The sequence below is a fragment of the Candidatus Symbiopectobacterium sp. NZEC135 genome (assembly GCF_025962695.1).
Window position 1 is genome coordinate 98,598 of the sequence record NZ_JAGFPF010000009.1, and the last position, 15,409, is coordinate 114,006.

The following is a 15,409-nucleotide window of genomic DNA, read 5'->3' on the forward strand; positions in this document are numbered from 1 at the left end:
TATGGCACGCATTATTGTTGTTACATCGGGTAAAGGGGGCGTTGGCAAGACTACTTCAAGCGCGGCCATTGCTACCGGTTTAGCCCAGAAAGGTAAAAAGACGGTTGTTATCGACTTCGATATTGGTCTGCGTAACCTCGATCTCATCATGGGATGCGAGCGCCGTGTGGTCTACGATTTCGTCAATGTGATTCAAGGCGATGCCACGCTGAATCAGGCATTGATCAAAGACAAGCGTACGGAAAACCTTTATATCCTGCCTGCGTCACAAACCCGTGACAAAGATGCGCTAACGCACGAAGGCGTGGAAAAAGTGTTGGATACGCTGGCAGAAATGGAGTTTGATTTTATCATCTGTGACTCTCCGGCAGGGATTGAAACCGGTGCATTGATGGCGCTCTATTTTGCCGACGAAGCCGTTATTACTACTAACCCGGAAGTGTCGTCGGTACGCGACTCTGACCGCATTCTCGGTATCCTCGCATCCAAATCACGTCGGGCAGAACGCGGTCAGGATGCGATTAAAGAGCACCTGCTGCTCACCCGTTACAATCCAGGCCGCGTTAGCCGCGGTGATATGTTAAGCATGGAAGATGTACTGGAGATCCTTCGTATTCCGCTGGTTGGCGTTATCCCCGAAGATCAGTCCGTACTGCGTGCATCAAACCAGGGGGAACCGGTGATCCTTGATATCGCTTCTGACGCAGGCAAAGCCTACGCTGACACCGTCGATCGCTTGCTGGGTGAAGATCGTCCCTACCGATTCATTGAGGAAGAGAAAAAGAGTTTTCTTAAACGCCTTTTTGGGGGATAAATTATGGCCTTACTCGACTTCTTTCTGTCCCGCAAAAAAAACACCGCGAATATCGCCAAGGAGCGGCTGCAAATTATCGTTGCGGAACGCCGCCGTGGTGACAGTGAGCCACATTATTTGCCACAGTTAAAGCGGGATATCTTGGCGGTGATCTGTAAATACGTACAGATCGACCCGGAAATGGTGACAGTTCAGTTAGAGCAAAAAGGGGATGATATCTCCGTGCTTGAACTTAACGTCACCCTGCCAGAACCGGAAGAACCCGCTAAATGAGTCCAAGGAATTAAATAACCCCCGCACCATGTGGGGGTTATTCTGCTATTACCCTTCGCGAGTCAGTAACTCACGCAATGGGGCATCAAACAGATCGGCTCGCCAACCGTTCAACATTTCAGGTACCGTGCCTTCCTGCGCAAACAACTTCCAATGCCAATTCAACAGGCGGTTAATCTGACGCCGTGACGCCAGTAACTCAGCAGACAGTCCGCTACGCTCGCTCACCTGCGTCACCAGCGTTTTGATGTCTTTAAACACGCGCTTATAGCCCGGGTAATCGATCAGATTCACGATCGGCGCAGGATACTGGGATTCCGGCAGCGCATTGGCTTGGGCGACAATATCAAGCAGGGTTTTGCCGTGATAACGAATCTCCGGGCCGCTCAGCCCAAGCGCGCTCAACTCGCCCAACGAGGACGGCATGCAGCGCGCCACCTGAAGCAAATTTTCTTCCCGCACCACAAAGTTGACTGAACTGTCGCGCTGGCGCGCCAGGTTCAGACGCCACTGAGCAAGCAGTTGCAGGCAAGCCAGTTGCTTGCCACGCAGTTGCCAGGCGTTACCAAATTCACGATAGGCCAGTTCCGGCGCGAGGATATCCTGTTTACGCTGACACAGTAACCGGCACTCATCCAACGCCGCATCCAGCCATCCGGCTTCGCGCGTTTCGGCCACAATCTTCTCAGCCATTGGCAACAGATAGAAGACATCAGCAGCAGCATAGTCGCACTGTTTCTCAGTCAACGGACGCGCCAGCCAGTCGGTACGCGATTCGGTCTTATCCAGCGTCACACCTTGATAATCTGCCACTAATGCAGCAAATCCATATGACAAGGGCTTACCGAGAAAGGCAGCCAAAATCTGTGTGTCAATAAACGGATGCGGCAATACACCAAACGCATTAAGAAACACCTCAAGATCTTCACTGCTGGCGTGCAGGAACTTGGTCACCTGCGCATCCTGCAACAGCGCCACAAACGGCTGCCAGACGCTGATAGTGAGGGGATCAATCAGAGAGAGTGTTTCACCGTCAAAGAGTTGAATAAGGCCCAACTGCGGATAATAGGTGCGAGTGCGGACAAATTCGGTATCCAGCGCGACCTGACTGTGCTGACGCGCCTGCTGACAAACTTGTTCCAGGCCATTGTTGTCGCTGATTAACTGATAATTCAAAACGTGTTCTCTTGTTTTTTAACTGTCGGCTACTGCAAAAACAACGCCGGTATAACCGGCGTTGTTAACCTTTTGCTATGATAGCCTGTCCTGCTGCGATCTGGCAGACGTTTTATTGATAAATCAGGAAACCTTTGCGGCCCCCTCATCGGGTGACTTTTGTTTGCTATTGTCGGCACGCAACTCGCGACGCAGAATTTTTCCCACGTTGGATTTCGGCAATTCGTCCACAAACTCGACCAGTTTTGGCACTTTATAGGCGGTCAGATTACGGCGGCAATGGGTGATCAGCTCATCTTTACTCAGGCTGCTGTCACGGGCCACCACGTAGGCTTTTACCGCTTCACCACTCAGTTCGCTTTCGACACCGATCACCGCTGCCTCGGACACTTTTGGATGGCGCGCGATCACTTCTTCGATTTCTGTCGGATAAACGTTAAACCCGGATACTAAAATCATGTCTTTTTTGCGGTCAATCACGCGCAGAAACCCTTCTTCATCAGCCGTGACAATATCGCCAGTCGCCAGCCAGCCCTCTTTCAGCACCTCTTGCGTCGCGGCCGGTTGCCGCCAGTATCCCAGCATCACCTGCGGCCCTTTCACCCACAGTTCACCCGACTCGCCCAGCGCGACATCGTGCCCCTCATCATCCAGAATGCGCACATCAGTAGACGGTACCGGCAAACCGATGCTGCCGCTGTAGTGTTTTAAATCATAGGGGTTGCCCGCCACCAGCGGTGAGCTTTCCGTCAGGCCATAGCCTTCCAGCAGGTGTTTTCCCGTCAACTTTTCCCACCGCTCCGCCACGGATTGCTGCACCGAGGCGCCACCGCCCACCGACAAACGCAGCGTAGAAAAATCCAGTTCGTGGAAGGCCTTGTTATTCAGCAACGCGTTAAACAAGGTGTTAACGCCAGTGACCGCAGTAAACGGGTATTTACCGAGTTCTTTCACCACCGCCGGGATATCACGCGGATTAGTGATCAGCAGGTTCTGCCCACCCAGTTCAACAAACAACAGGCAGTTTACCGTGAGCGCAAAGATGTGGTAGAGCGGCAGCATGGTGACCACCAATTCATGTCGCTCTTGCAACACCGGACCGTAAGCGGCTTTCGCCTGTGCCAGATTCGCCTGCATATTGCGATGCGTCAGCATCGCCCCTTTCGACAACCCGGTGGTGCCGCCGGTGTATTGCAAAAATGCCAGATCGGCATTCACGATTTGTGGTTTGATGTACTGAAGACGCCGCCCTTGTTGCAGCGCACTGCGAAATGAGATGGCATCCGGCAGATGGTATTTTGGCACCAGACGCTTGATGTATTTAACCACAAAGTTGACCAGCGTCCCTTTCGCGGTGGAGAGCTGATCGCCCATGCGCGTCAGGATCACATGCTTAACGTCGGTGTTATACACCACTTTTTCCAGCGTGTGCGCAAAGTTGGAAACAATCACAATGGCGGTTGCGCCACTGTCTTTCAACTGGTGTTCCAGTTCGCGCGGGGTGTAAAGCGGATTGACGTTAACTACCACCAATCCGGCGCGCAAAATGCCAAACAACGCGACCGGGTATTGCAATAGATTCGGCATCATCAGTGCCACGCGATCGCCCTTTTGCAGTTGGAGTTGATTTTGCAAATAGGCGGCAAACGCGCGGCTACGCTCTTCCAGCTTGCGGAAGGTCATCACCTCGCCCATGTTAATAAACGCGGGCAGGTCGGCATAGCGGGAAACCGCACTTTCAAAAAGATCGACCAACGACGTATAGCTATCCGGATTAATGTCGGCGGGCACGTTTGCCGGATAACGCGTTAACCAGATTTTCTCCAAGGTATCACTCCCAAGGTATTTTTTTAGTGGCATGATGATTCCCCCACCGCTCGTTTAATTAACATTATTTTAACTCAGCTTACCAGTTACTGCTGAGACAATATCGAGGTTGAGAGTTTGATCACGCCTTATTGTTAACCATATGTATCAAAAAAATGAGGCGACCTGCGTCGCCTCGTTGTTCTCTGTTTTTCTAAAAGAGAGAAACCGTCATTTATTGCGTTATTGCGTCACGATGGTCTCGATACGTGCCGGGCCCCAATCATTGCCAAAACCCCAACCACGCCGGTAACGCCAATCCCATCCCCAGGGATCGGCCGCGCCAGGCGGCAGGACAACCTGCTGCGTTTCATTCCAGCGTTGATAACCCGTCGCATTGATAACCACAAAGCGATAAGGTCTGCTGCCTATCTGCCCTTGCTCCATTTCCGCTACCGACCCCACTACTGTCACCAGTCGGCCCTGAAAATCAAGGGGTTCAAGAAAACCTTTGACGTTGGCAATAAATCGCCCTTCCGAAACGCTCTCCAACTGGGGCCGCGCCCAGCGATCCAGCGGCATGCTGACAATCACCAGACGGGTTTTATCATTTTCGTTATGCACGGCGACAACGCGACCGCCGAGACGCGCTTCCTGGCCCAAGGCCATCTGCGGCATCACCGTGATTTGCGACAAACGGTCGTACGGTCTTTCCGAACGGCTCTGGATTGATTCAGGAATCGAGGAACAGCCTGCCAGCAACAATGCCAGCGCCGCAAACGTCACCTGCTTTGACCAATAAGAAATCGCCATAATACTGATCCCTTTGCCATTACCTACTCCTTAGAGTAGGCAGTAATGCAATAAGTTGCGCGGTTATCAGGTGCGACCGGGTAATTTTTTCCAGGTGACATTGTTGCGCAGATAGCGCGGCAAGGCATCGGCGACGGCGACCGCCTTACCCAACTGCCACTGATGGCAGGCCAGCGGCAGCATATCCTGCGCCTGCGGCAGCAGCATATCGCCCGGCGTCAGAGCGATCTCCGCGTGGGCAGCCAGCGTTGGATACGCCTCCCAGCCGGTTCCAACGGTCGCCCACTCACCGCGCAATAGCAGCGTGCGCTCCAATACCTGCTGTGGCGTCAGCACGGCTTCATGGTCATCGCCCTGCCAGTTACCGTCAACATCACGCTGATACTCGGCCCAATAGACCTCCCCCATGCGGGCGTCAATCGCCGCCAACACGCGCGTTGCCCCTGTGCGACGCCAGGCCCCCTGCGCCATCGTGGCGAGCGTGGAGATACCCAGCATCGGCAAATCTGCGCCTAACGCCAGCCCCTGAGCAATACCAATACCAATTCGCACACCGGTAAAACTGCCGGGACCTTGACCAAATGCCAGCGCATCCAAACTGTTCAACGCCACACCGGTTTCAGCCAGCACCTGTTGCACCATCGGCAACACGCGTTGGGTATGCTCACGGGGGCATACTTCATACAGGGAGAAAACTTGACCATCATTCCAGAGCGCAACGGAACAGGCTTCCGTCGCAGTATCGAGCGCTAAAATTCGCGTAGACATGCCGACCTCAGGCAGGGAAACAAAAATAACGCGGCGTAGCATAGCACACCGCGAACAGAATTACGCAGGGGCATCATTCGTCCCCGGAGCGGGAAAGAAAGCGTATCGCCTGTGCCAAATCGCGGGTGCGGGCAGCGGGCGGCAGGCTTTGCAGAAAGGTTTTGCCGTAAGGGCGCATCACCAAACGGTTATCGCAGATAACGATAACGCCGCGGTCGTCCACATCGCGAATCAAACGCCCCACCCCTTGTTTCAGGGTGATGACCGCATCGGGCAGTTGTACCTCGTCAAACGGATCGCCGCCGCGCAGGCGGCAATCTTCGATACGCGCTTTTAGCAGCGGGTCATCTGGCGAAGTAAACGGCAGTTTATCGATAATCACACAAGAGAGCGCATCACCGCGCACATCCACTCCTTCCCAGAAACTGCTGGTGGCAACCAGCAATGCATTCCCCGCAGAGACAAACTGCGCTAACAGTTGCGCCTTACTGGTTTCGCCCTGAAGCAACACCGGCAATGTCAGTGAGGCGCGGAATTCTGCGGCCAGATCGCGCATCATTTGGTGTGAGGTACACAACATAAAGCAACGCCCGCGATTCGCCTCAATGAGAGGACGCAACTGAGTGGCTAACCGTTGTGCCGCTCCCCGTTGCTGCAATTCTGGCAGAAAACGTGGCACGCAGAGCAGTGTCTGCTGCGCATAATCAAACGGGCTCGGCAGCAGCATGGATTGCGCATGGTCCAATCCCAGACGCTCGGTAAAATGCTCGACCCGGTCGTTAACCGACAGCGTCGCCGAGGTAAAGATCCAGGCGGCCTTCTTCTCTTGCATCAACTCACGAAAACGGTCCGCCACGGAGAGCGGCGTCAGCGCCAACACAAAATGCCGCGCATTGCATTCATACCAATAACTGTAACCGGCCTGTTGCACATCCTGTAGCCGTTTGAGACGGGCGCGATACAGGGTCGCACGCTCAAAAGCGGCATCCAGCAGCGCCGAGCGCCCGAGCGACAGTTTGGCAACGTCATAGCAGAGTTCAAGCGCATCATCGAGCAACAGCAACGCGCGTTGCAGTGAGGGTTGCGCTAACACATCACGTAGGTTGCCGCGAAAGCCGGGCTCACCCAGCGCCAGCCGAAAATCTTGTGTACTTTGCGATAAGCGATCGGCGGATTTTTGCAACTGGGCCGCATCGCGCACTTCGGTGCGATACGCGATAATGATATCCTTCGCCAGATCGAGCAGTTGACGGCTCGTAAGCTGCTGACCAAAGTAGTGGCTGGCGATATCGGGGATCTGGTGCGCTTCGTCGAAAATCACCACATCGCTGTCGGGGATCAGCTCCGCAAATCCGCTCTCTTTAACCACCATATCGGCCAGATAGAGGTGATGGTTAACCACCACCACATCGGACTCCATCGCCTTACGCCGCGCTTTGACCACGAAGCATTCTTTATAATGCGGGCAATCGCTCCCCAGACAGTTGTCATTGGTGCTGGTGACTAACGGCCACACAGCGCTATCCTCCGCCACGTCGGTGCAGGTGCTGATATCACCGTCTACCGTGGCCGATGACCATCCGCGTAAGCGCACCAGTTCGCTCAACGCTTCACCGCTCAGATCGCCGCCAGCCAGTGATTGCTGCTCCAGCCGCTCAATACACAGATAGTTCGAGCGGCCTTTGAGTAATGCGACCTGTCCGGTGTACCCCAAGGCGGTGGCGATGCGCGGTAAATCACGTGCGAAAAGTTGGTCCTGAAGGGCTTTCGAACCGGTGGAGACAATGACCTTGCGTTCGGAACGCAGCGCCGGCACCAGATAAGCATAGGTTTTGCCGGTCCCGGTGCCCGCTTCCACCACCAGCGCGTGTTGTTCGACAATGGCACGCTCTACCGCAGCAGCCATATCACGCTGCGGCTCACGCGGTTTAAAACCGTCAATGGCTCGCGCCAGGGTGCCTTCGGGAGAAAAATCGTCCTGTACGGAATGTTTTGTCACACACGCTCTCTATTTGTCACTGCCCAATTGCCACAACCAAAACCGGAAGGAATGCGGTGAAGCTATTGTCCAATTATGCCCTGTGTCTGCCCCGGCAGCCACCCTGCATCGCGATCGCATCGCCTCAGACCGCAGAATCATGGTAGGCTGCAAAACGATTTTTACCTTTAGGATTGATGCAGGGAGACAACCCATGACAGACATTATCAGAATTCGACCAGAAGCCCGCTGGTCCGATGCCGTGATTCATAACGGCACCCTTTACTACATCAGCGTGCCTGAAAATCTGGATGCCGATGCCCAGGCGCAAACCGAAAGCGCCCTGGCACAGCTTGATGCCATCCTGAGTGAAAACGGTTCAGACAAAACGCGTCTGTTGGATGTGACGATTTTCCTTGCCAATGCAGCAGACTTTAGCGCTATGAATGCCGCCTGGGATGCCTGGATAGTGGCAGGTCAGGCACCGGTACGCTGTACCGTAGAAGCGCGTCTGATGAACCCGAAATATAAAGTGGAAATCAAGGCCATCGCCGCGCTGTAGCGTATCGCAGAATACGTTGATGGCCATCGCTAAGCGCCTGCGTTAGAGCTTATTCCTCTTCGTCACTTTCATTATAAGTGACGGCGTCACTTCGATGTTGCCGCCGTAAGTCAGCGGCAACCAGTGCGATGGCCTCTCCGCTGCTCATACCTTCCGCCATCAGCGATTGAATACGTTCAACCGCGTCTTGCTGCTGCGAGTGAGTTAAGGGGGGCATATCATTAAACATTCAATCAGCTTCCTTATACGCCATGGGCGAATTGTGCTAGGCTGACGCACTGGCGTGGCCTATAAACACGCATCATAACGCTAACGACAATATTAATCAGCACCTGCACGATGACATAACACCGATGGATTCTCGTTTACCTGATTTTCACAGACTGCCTTATCAGCCGGATGCCTTGCTGCATCTGTTTGCCCGCTTCGCTCATCAGCCATGGGCCATGCTGCTGCACTCTGGTTTTGCCGATCATCAGCACAACCGTTTCGATATTATGGTGGCCGATCCGGTGGCAACATTGACCACTCACGGCGATGAGACGCGCATCGCACGCGCGGACGGCACCGAGCGCTCTATGCAAGATCCCTTCTTGTTGGTGCGCCAGGCGATGGCACGGGCTGGGATTGCCGCGCGCGCGCATCCCTATATGCCTTTTCAGGGCGGTGCACTCGGCCTGTTTGGTTACGATCTCGGACGACGCGTCGAAACGCTGCCATCACGGGCAGCGCACGATATTCACCTGCCGGACATGGCGGTGGGCATCTACAACTGGGCACTGATCGCCGATCACCAGCAGCAGACGCTTACGCTGGTGACTTATGGTAATCATGAAGCGCGACTGGCCTGGTTATCTGCACCGCCAGATGTGACTTCCCTTGGCGATTTCCAACTGACCACTCCGTGGCACTCCAATATGACACGGGAAGAGTACGGTGTTCGTTTCCAACGCATCCAAGCCTATCTGCGCGCGGGGGATTGCTATCAGGTCAATCTGGCACAACGCTTCAGCGCAGGTTATCAGGGTGACGAATGGCAGGCTTTCCTCTCGCTCTCTGCTGCCAATCGGGCCCCGTTTTCTGCATTTATTCGTTTGCCTGAACATTGTGTCATCAGCGTATCCCCAGAGCGTTTCTTGCAGTTACAAGACCAGCGTATTGAAACGCGCCCCATCAAGGGAACGTTGCCGCGCGCAGCCGATCCTCAGGAAGATGCGCGCCGCGCCACGGCGCTTGCTGCTTCGCCAAAAGATCGGGCAGAGAATCTCATGATTGTCGACCTGCTGCGTAATGATATTGGTCGCGTTGCCGTGCCCGGCAGCGTGCGGGTGCCTGCGCTGTTTCACGTTGAGCCGTTTCCGGCAGTGCACCATCTGGTCAGCACCATTGAAGCACGACTACCCGAAAGCAGCCATGCCACGGATTTGCTGCGCGCCTGTTTTCCCGGTGGCTCTATCACCGGTGCGCCAAAAATTCGCGCCATGGAGATTATCGAAGAGCTGGAACCGCATCGCCGCAACGCCTATTGTGGCAGCATTGGCTATATCAGCGTCTGTGGCACCATGGACACCAGCATTACCATTCGCACACTGATTGCAGAACAGGGGCAGCTTCACTGCTGGGCGGGCGGTGGTATCGTGGCAGATAGCCAGGAACAGGCGGAATACCAGGAAACCTTGGATAAACTGGGTCGAATCCTTCCTCTACTCAACGCGGCGCACAGGTTATGAGTACACTCATTCAGCCAGTAACCTTTCCCTTTCCCCCGCTGACTGACGATTTAGCAAACTTCGTCACGCGCTTTCAGTTGCAGCAGGCACCACAGGCCAAACCGGTGCGTCAAGTGCGTAAAGCAGCTGTGCTGGTGCCGATTGTGTGCCACGCCGACGCCCCGACGTTATTGCTCACCCGGCGTGCCAGTACGCTGCGCAAGCATGCCGGGCAAGTAGCCTTCCCCGGCGGTGCCGCAGACAGCAGCGACACCAGCCTGATCGCCACGGCATTGCGCGAAGCCCAAGAGGAAGTGTCCATTGCCCCTGATGTTGTGACGGTGTTAGGCACCCTGCCGCCGCTGGACAGTGTCAGCGGCTTTCAGGTCACGCCCGTAGTTGGGCTGTTACCGGCAAATATTCGCGTCGCCCCCAATGCCGATGAGGTAGCAGAACTGTTTGAAATGCCGTTGACTGATGCGTTTTCGCTGGCGCGCTACTATCCGCTGGATATTGAACGGCAGCGTCAAACGCATCGCGTCTATCTCTCCTGGTATCGGCAACAGTTTGTCTGGGGGCTGACTGCTGCCATCATTCGTCAGCTTGCCCTTCAAGTCTCTGCCTCAACCGTCTGAAATGTAGCATTTTATTCTGATGCCCCTCTAAGCGGACATTAACCATACATAAATAGTGGTATTTCTATTCCCCTGATTATTCTTACCAACCCCTAGTGTGACGCGGATCTGCTATAAGTTATCTTCACTCGGCGCATAAGTTTTTTTCATGTGAAAAGCTTAATCCCACCATATAAACCCCACTACAATAGCGCGATCTAAGGAGTATTATTCTAAATCTGCGCTTTTGAGGAGCTTTCGCGTGATAAGCGTTTTCGACATGTTCAAGATCGGTATTGGCCCTTCAAGCTCTCATACGGTTGGACCGATGAAAGCCGGTAAGCAATTTGTCGATGATTTGATTGAGCTGGGTAAGCTTAGCGATGTAACCCGCATCGCCGTTGACGTCTATGGCTCGCTCTCCCTGACCGGGAAAGGACACCATACCGATATCGCCATTATTATGGGGCTGGCGGGCAACATGCCCGATACCATCGCCATCGATGCCATTCCGGGATTTATCCGCGACGTGGAACAGCGCGAACGCTTGCTGCTGGCAAACGGTCAGCATGAAGTGGATTTTCCGCTGCACGGCGGCATGAATTTTCGCAGTGAAAATCTCTCCCTGCATGAGAATGGTATGACGATCACTGCGTTTGGCGGCGATCTTCCTCTGTATCGCAACACCTATTACTCTACCGGCGGTGGATTTATCGTTGATGAAGCCCACTTTGGTCAAAGCAGCGCCGGTGACGTTCAGGTGCCATTTCCCTTCCATTCGGCAAAAGAGATGCTGGCGCACTGTAAACAGCACGGCCTATCCCTTTCCGGGTTGGTGATGCGTAATGAGTTGGCGCTACACAGCCGGGATGAGATTGAGCGCTACTTTGCGGATGTATGGCAAACCATGCATGCCTGCATCGAGCGCGGTATCAATACTGAAGGGGTGTTGCCCGGCCCGCTGCGTGTACCGCGTCGCGCCTCGGCGCTGCGTCGCATTCTGGGTGCCGCAGGCAAGCACTCCAACGACCCAATGGACGTGGTCGATTGGGTTAACATGTTTGCACTCGCAGTGAATGAAGAAAACGCCGCTGGCGGCCGCGTTGTAACCGCGCCGACCAACGGGGCGTGCGGGATCGTTCCGGCGGTATTGGCTTATTACGATCATTTTATTGAGCCGATCACCACTGACATTGCCCTGCGTTATTTCCTCGCCTCTGGGGCGATTGGCATACTGTACAAAATGAATGCCTCGATCTCCGGTGCGGAAGTTGGCTGTCAGGGAGAAGTCGGCGTGGCCTGTTCCATGGCGGCTGCGGGTCTGGCGGAATTACTCGGTGCCAGTCCAGAGCAAGTGTGCGTCGCGGCTGAAATTGGTATGGAGCACAACCTTGGTCTGACTTGCGATCCTGTCGCGGGCCAGGTTCAGGTGCCGTGCATTGAGCGTAATGCCATCGCCTCGGTAAAAGCCATCAATGCAACCCGCATGGCCATGCGCCGCACCAGCGAACCGCGCGTATCGCTCGATAAAGTGATTGAAACCATGTACGAAACCGGCAAAGACATGAACGCCAAGTACCGAGAAACCTCGCGCGGTGGGTTGGCCGTGAAAGTGCAGTGTGATTAACAGCGAGTGAGTGGTTGACATTAATGCTCTAAAAGTAAAACCCCTCAACTGAGGGGTTTTTTGTGTGCGCTAGGAGGATTACTCTTCTTCATCCGCGTAAGGATCGGCCAAACGCGTCACTCGCACCAGTTCAATACGGTATTCCGATACGGCCATGACCTCAAAGCGGAAGTGGTGCAGTTCAATCACCTCGCCCAGCTTGGGAATTTCATTGCTGTGCGCCAATAACAGCCCCGCCAACGACGCATATTCTTCTTTCGGATCGACCAGTTCATGGCTGTCCAGTACCTGTTGCAACGTGTGCAAATCGGTGCCGCCTTTCACCAACCAGCCGCCCTCTTCGACCACAATATCCGGCGTTTCATCTTCATCGGGGAATTCACCGGCAATCGCTTCCAGAATATCCAGCGGCGTCACCAGCCCCTGCACCACACCAAACTCGTTGGTGACGACAACCAGACTGCCCTTGGCACGGCGCAATACCGGTAGCAAATTGATGGCATCCAGCGTATCCGGCACCACCAGCGGCGGCGTGGCTGCGGCAAAACTTTCCACATCCACACCGTTATCCAACGCCACCAGCAATTCTTTAGCCCGCACCACACCGACCAACTCGTCCAGCGAACCGCGGCAAACGGGGAACAGGCTGTGCGGCGTATCCAACAGTTGCACGCGGATATCGTCAATCGAACGTTCACAGTCTACCCAGGAGATCTCAGTGCGCGGTGTCATCACACTGCGCAGCGAGCGCGATGCCAGCGTCAAGACACCGCTGATCATATAACGCTCTTCTGCGGCGAAGGTTTCCATCGCGGGCGACGCTGGTTTGGCTTCTTCATCGTCCGAGGCTTTACGCGCCCCCATCAAACGTAGGATCGCTTCGGCAGTTCGCTCACGCATCGGGCGGCGCGACTGGTGCTTAATAAAATTGCGGCGTGCAATCTGGTTAAACAGCTCGATCAGAATCGAGAAACCGATCGCGGCGTACAGGTAACCTTTCGGAATATGGAAGCCGAAACCTTCCGCCATCAAACTCAAACCGATCATCAGCAAGAAGCTAAGGCAGAGCACCACCACTGTCGGGTGGGCATTGACGAAGTTCATGAGTGGCTTGGATGCCAGCAACATCACCACCATTGCAATCACCACCGCCGTCATCATTACCCCGATATGGTTAACCATACCGACAGCCGTAATCACCGCATCCAGAGAGAAGACGGCATCCAGCACCACAATCTGTGCGACAACCGCCCAGAAACTGGCGTGAACTTTGGGCCCGTTATGCTCATGCGGCCGATTTTCCAGCCGTTCATGCAGCTCCGTGGTGGCTTTGAATAGCAAAAATAGCCCCCCCGCCAGCAAGATCATATCGCGCGCGGAGAAACCGTAACTGGCGATAGTGATCAGTGGGTTGGTCAGTTTCACCATCCATGAAATCAGAGACAGCAGCCCCAGGCGCATCAAGAGCGCCAGCGAAAGACCAATAACACGGGCCTTGTCGCGCTGCTTTGGCGGCAACTTATCCGCCAGAATGGCGATAAACACCAGGTTATCGATACCCAGAACGATTTCCAAGACTACCAGCGTCAACAAGCCCGCCCAGATTGAGGGATCTAGCAAAAATTCCATGTCAGACTCCAGAAATGGCGCAAGCAGACAGCATCAACACCGTCGGTGTGATGTGGCGCAGCATAGGGGAAACAGCAAGAAAATAAATACCGCCCTGGCGGCTATCGATAAGTGGGTGACCCATCAGGTCAGCCCCAGAAACAGCACCGGCGCAGGCCGGCTGGGTAAGGAAGGATTGTCGGTGACGGTCCATATAGAGTGGGTCGAAACCCTGTGCCCCTAAGCAATTAAACAGGAGGTTACTCTAGCAGGTTGTTTCGAATTTTTACAAAGATTTCTTTGCTACCCAAAAACGCCGATACGCAACGTTTCTTAACATGCCCGTGATATTGTTCTCAATCACATAACAAACGACGTTTTAACCAGCAAATACGTAAGCAACGTCACACTATTTATTTTTTCAGTGGGTAAAATAAATCGGACATTACACCCATGATGGGGAGCCTGAATCGTTTCATAGCATATAACGCTACAGCGCAACCTTTTTATTCTTTTATGATTCTTGAGTAAAAACTTGCGTTCATACTGATATCACTTCGGTTAACCGATTTCCCCCTTAACCGGATGCATTGAGTACCTTAAATAGAATGAGGAGGTAGCAAGTGAGTATTGCAATTATGTTATGCACTCACGGATCCACCGCCGGGCCGCTGCTGAAAACAGCAGAGATGATTCTGGGTGAACAAAGTAACGTCGCCTGGATTGATTTCGTTCCCGGTGAAAATGCGGAAACGTTAATTGAGAAATATCAGGCTAAGCTCGAAACGTTGGATACGTCGCTTGGCGTGTTGTTTCTTGTTGATACCTGGGGCGGCAGCCCGTTTAATGCCGCCAGCCGTCTGGTCACGGGCAAAGCCAACCATGACGTGATTGCCGGGGTAAATATCCCAATGCTGGCAGAAACGTTTATGGCACGTGATGATAACCCTTCCTTTGAGGAGTTGATCGCCATCGCGCTTGAAGCGGGCCGCACCGGCGTGAAAGCACTAAAAGCCGCTGAGCCTGCCCCCGCTGCCAAACCGGTGGCCAAAGCCGTTGCGCCCGCACAGGTTGGCCCCGGCGGGCATATGAAGATTGGCCTCGCGCGTATCGATGACCGACTGATTCACGGTCAGGTTGCGACCCGTTGGACCAAGGAGACCAATGTCAGTCGCATTATCGTGATCAGTGATGAAGTTGCCGCTGATAACGTGCGCAAAACGCTGCTGACACAGGTTGCGCCTCCCGGTGTCACTGCCCACGTGGTGGACGTCGCCAAAGCGATCCGTGTGTATGAAAACCCGAAATACGCCAACGATCGCGTGATGTTGTTGTTCACCAATCCTACCGATGTGCAGCGTCTGGTCGAAAATGGCGTGGAAATTACCTCCGTGAATATCGGCGGTATGGCGTATCGTCAAGGTAAAACCCAGGTGAATAACGCCGTCTCCATTGATGATAAAGATATCGAGGCCTTCAAGGCGTTGGATGCACGCGGCATCGAGTTGGAAGTCAGAAAGGTCTCCACCGATTCTAAACTTAAAATGATGGATCTGATTGCCAAGGTGAATAGCTAACGACAACAGCATTGCCGCATTGTGGCACGTTAATGCTGTGTCTCGACTATGTTTATTTTGACCATATTTACTCAGACAGTTTTC

At 54.1% G+C, this 15,409-nt stretch carries 15 protein-coding genes; 7 read left to right on the plus strand and 8 right to left on the minus strand.

The genetic code is table 11. The features are described 5' to 3' along the window. Position 1 precedes the first annotated feature (1 nt). Both minD and minE read left to right on the plus strand, forming a co-directional pair. Positions 2-814: a septum site-determining protein MinD gene (gene minD / locus J5224_RS07715; RefSeq protein WP_264624803.1), complete on the plus strand. Its 813-nt coding sequence runs from the start codon at positions 2-4 to the stop codon at positions 812-814. Between the two features lie 3 nt (positions 815-817). Next, entirely contained in the window at positions 818-1,087 is a 270-nt protein-coding gene (gene minE / locus J5224_RS07720) for a cell division topological specificity factor MinE (RefSeq protein WP_222160745.1), read from the plus strand. A 48-nt stretch (positions 1,088-1,135) separates the two neighbouring features. Here the strand turns inward: minE and rnd are convergent, their stop codons facing one another. The 5 genes from rnd to J5224_RS07745 form a co-directional block, all read right to left on the minus strand. Then, entirely contained in the window at positions 1,136-2,263 is a 1,128-nt protein-coding gene (gene rnd / locus J5224_RS07725) for a ribonuclease D (RefSeq protein ID WP_264624804.1), read from the minus strand. Between the two features lie 123 nt (positions 2,264-2,386). Further along, positions 2,387-4,090 carry a long-chain-fatty-acid--CoA ligase FadD gene (fadD, locus tag J5224_RS07730; protein WP_264624839.1) on the minus strand — a complete coding sequence of 568 codons (1,704 nt, stop codon included), beginning with the start codon at positions 4,088-4,090 and terminating at the stop codon, positions 2,387-2,389. Between the two features lie 222 nt (positions 4,091-4,312). Then, positions 4,313-4,882 carry a Slp family lipoprotein gene (locus tag J5224_RS07735; protein ID WP_264624805.1) on the minus strand — a complete coding sequence of 190 codons (570 nt, stop codon included), beginning with the start codon at positions 4,880-4,882 and terminating at the stop codon, positions 4,313-4,315. Positions 4,883-4,948: 66 nt separating this feature from the next. Then, on the minus strand, positions 4,949-5,650 hold the full coding sequence (gene tsaB, locus J5224_RS07740; RefSeq protein ID WP_264624806.1) for a tRNA (adenosine(37)-N6)-threonylcarbamoyltransferase complex dimerization subunit type 1 TsaB: 702 nt from the start codon (positions 5,648-5,650) through the stop codon (positions 4,949-4,951). 73 nt (positions 5,651-5,723) lie between these two features. Beyond that, positions 5,724-7,649, minus strand: a complete 1,926-nt coding sequence (locus tag J5224_RS07745) for an ATP-dependent DNA helicase (protein WP_264624807.1) — start codon at positions 7,647-7,649, stop codon at positions 5,724-5,726. Between the two features lie 193 nt (positions 7,650-7,842). Between J5224_RS07745 and J5224_RS07750 the strand changes: the two genes are divergently transcribed. After that, on the plus strand, positions 7,843-8,190 hold the full coding sequence (locus J5224_RS07750; RefSeq protein ID WP_264624808.1) for a RidA family protein: 348 nt from the start codon (positions 7,843-7,845) through the stop codon (positions 8,188-8,190). 49 nt (positions 8,191-8,239) lie between these two features. Here the strand turns inward: J5224_RS07750 and J5224_RS07755 are convergent, their stop codons facing one another. Beyond that, a complete protein-coding gene (locus J5224_RS07755) occupies positions 8,240-8,419 on the minus strand; it encodes a YoaH family protein (protein ID WP_264624809.1) in 180 nt (59 codons plus the stop codon). Positions 8,420-8,543: 124 nt separating this feature from the next. Between J5224_RS07755 and pabB the strand changes: the two genes are divergently transcribed. From pabB to J5224_RS07770, 3 genes are all read left to right on the plus strand, one after another. Next, positions 8,544-9,920, plus strand: coding sequence for an aminodeoxychorismate synthase component 1 (gene pabB, locus J5224_RS07760; RefSeq protein ID WP_264624810.1), 1,377 nt, complete (start codon positions 8,544-8,546; stop codon positions 9,918-9,920). Then, positions 9,917-10,534, plus strand: a complete 618-nt coding sequence (locus J5224_RS07765) for a CoA pyrophosphatase (protein ID WP_264624811.1) — start codon at positions 9,917-9,919, stop codon at positions 10,532-10,534. Before pabB ends, J5224_RS07765 begins: the two co-directional genes overlap by 4 nt. 241 nt (positions 10,535-10,775) lie before the next feature. Then, positions 10,776-12,140 (plus strand): L-serine ammonia-lyase, encoded by a 1,365-nt coding sequence (locus J5224_RS07770; RefSeq protein WP_264624812.1) that lies wholly within the window; start codon positions 10,776-10,778, stop codon positions 12,138-12,140. Positions 12,141-12,218: 78 nt separating this feature from the next. Here the strand turns inward: J5224_RS07770 and J5224_RS07775 are convergent, their stop codons facing one another. Together J5224_RS07775 and J5224_RS07780 are read right to left on the minus strand one after the other, a co-directional pair. Continuing rightward, the gene (locus tag J5224_RS07775) at positions 12,219-13,769 is read right to left on the minus strand and encodes a TerC family protein (protein WP_264624813.1); all 1,551 of its coding nucleotides are present in this window, start codon (positions 13,767-13,769) and stop codon (positions 12,219-12,221) included. A 1-nt stretch (position 13,770) separates the two neighbouring features. After that, complete coding sequence (locus J5224_RS07780; RefSeq protein WP_264624814.1) at positions 13,771-13,893, minus strand: hypothetical protein; 123 nt, start codon at positions 13,891-13,893, stop codon at positions 13,771-13,773. A gap of 478 nt (positions 13,894-14,371) precedes the next feature. On the opposite strand from J5224_RS07780, the gene manX reads away from it, so the two are divergent. Next, complete coding sequence (gene manX / locus J5224_RS07785) at positions 14,372-15,325, plus strand: PTS mannose transporter subunit IIAB (RefSeq protein ID WP_264624815.1); 954 nt, start codon at positions 14,372-14,374, stop codon at positions 15,323-15,325. The last annotated feature ends 84 nt before the right edge of the window (positions 15,326-15,409 follow it).

Coding starts and splice junctions, on each gene's coding strand:
- J5224_RS07735 (WP_264624805.1), bottom strand. CDS start 4,882: ATGGCGATTTCTTATTGGTCAAAGCAGGTGACGTTTGCGGCGCTGGCA.
- minD (WP_264624803.1), top strand. CDS start 2: ATGGCACGCATTATTGTTGTTACATCGGGTAAAGGGGGCGTTGGCAAG.
- J5224_RS07775 (WP_264624813.1), bottom strand. CDS start 13,769: ATGGAATTTTTGCTAGATCCCTCAATCTGGGCGGGCTTGTTGACGCTG.
- tsaB (WP_264624806.1), bottom strand. CDS start 5,650: ATGTCTACGCGAATTTTAGCGCTCGATACTGCGACGGAAGCCTGTTCC.
- J5224_RS07780 (WP_264624814.1), bottom strand. CDS start 13,893: ATGGGTCACCCACTTATCGATAGCCGCCAGGGCGGTATTTATTTTCTT.
- J5224_RS07765 (WP_264624811.1), top strand. CDS start 9,917: ATGAGTACACTCATTCAGCCAGTAACCTTTCCCTTTCCCCCGCTGACT.
- pabB (WP_264624810.1), top strand. CDS start 8,544: ATGGATTCTCGTTTACCTGATTTTCACAGACTGCCTTATCAGCCGGAT.
- J5224_RS07755 (WP_264624809.1), bottom strand. CDS start 8,419: ATGTTTAATGATATGCCCCCCTTAACTCACTCGCAGCAGCAAGACGCG.
- J5224_RS07750 (WP_264624808.1), top strand. CDS start 7,843: ATGACAGACATTATCAGAATTCGACCAGAAGCCCGCTGGTCCGATGCC.
- minE (WP_222160745.1), top strand. CDS start 818: ATGGCCTTACTCGACTTCTTTCTGTCCCGCAAAAAAAACACCGCGAAT.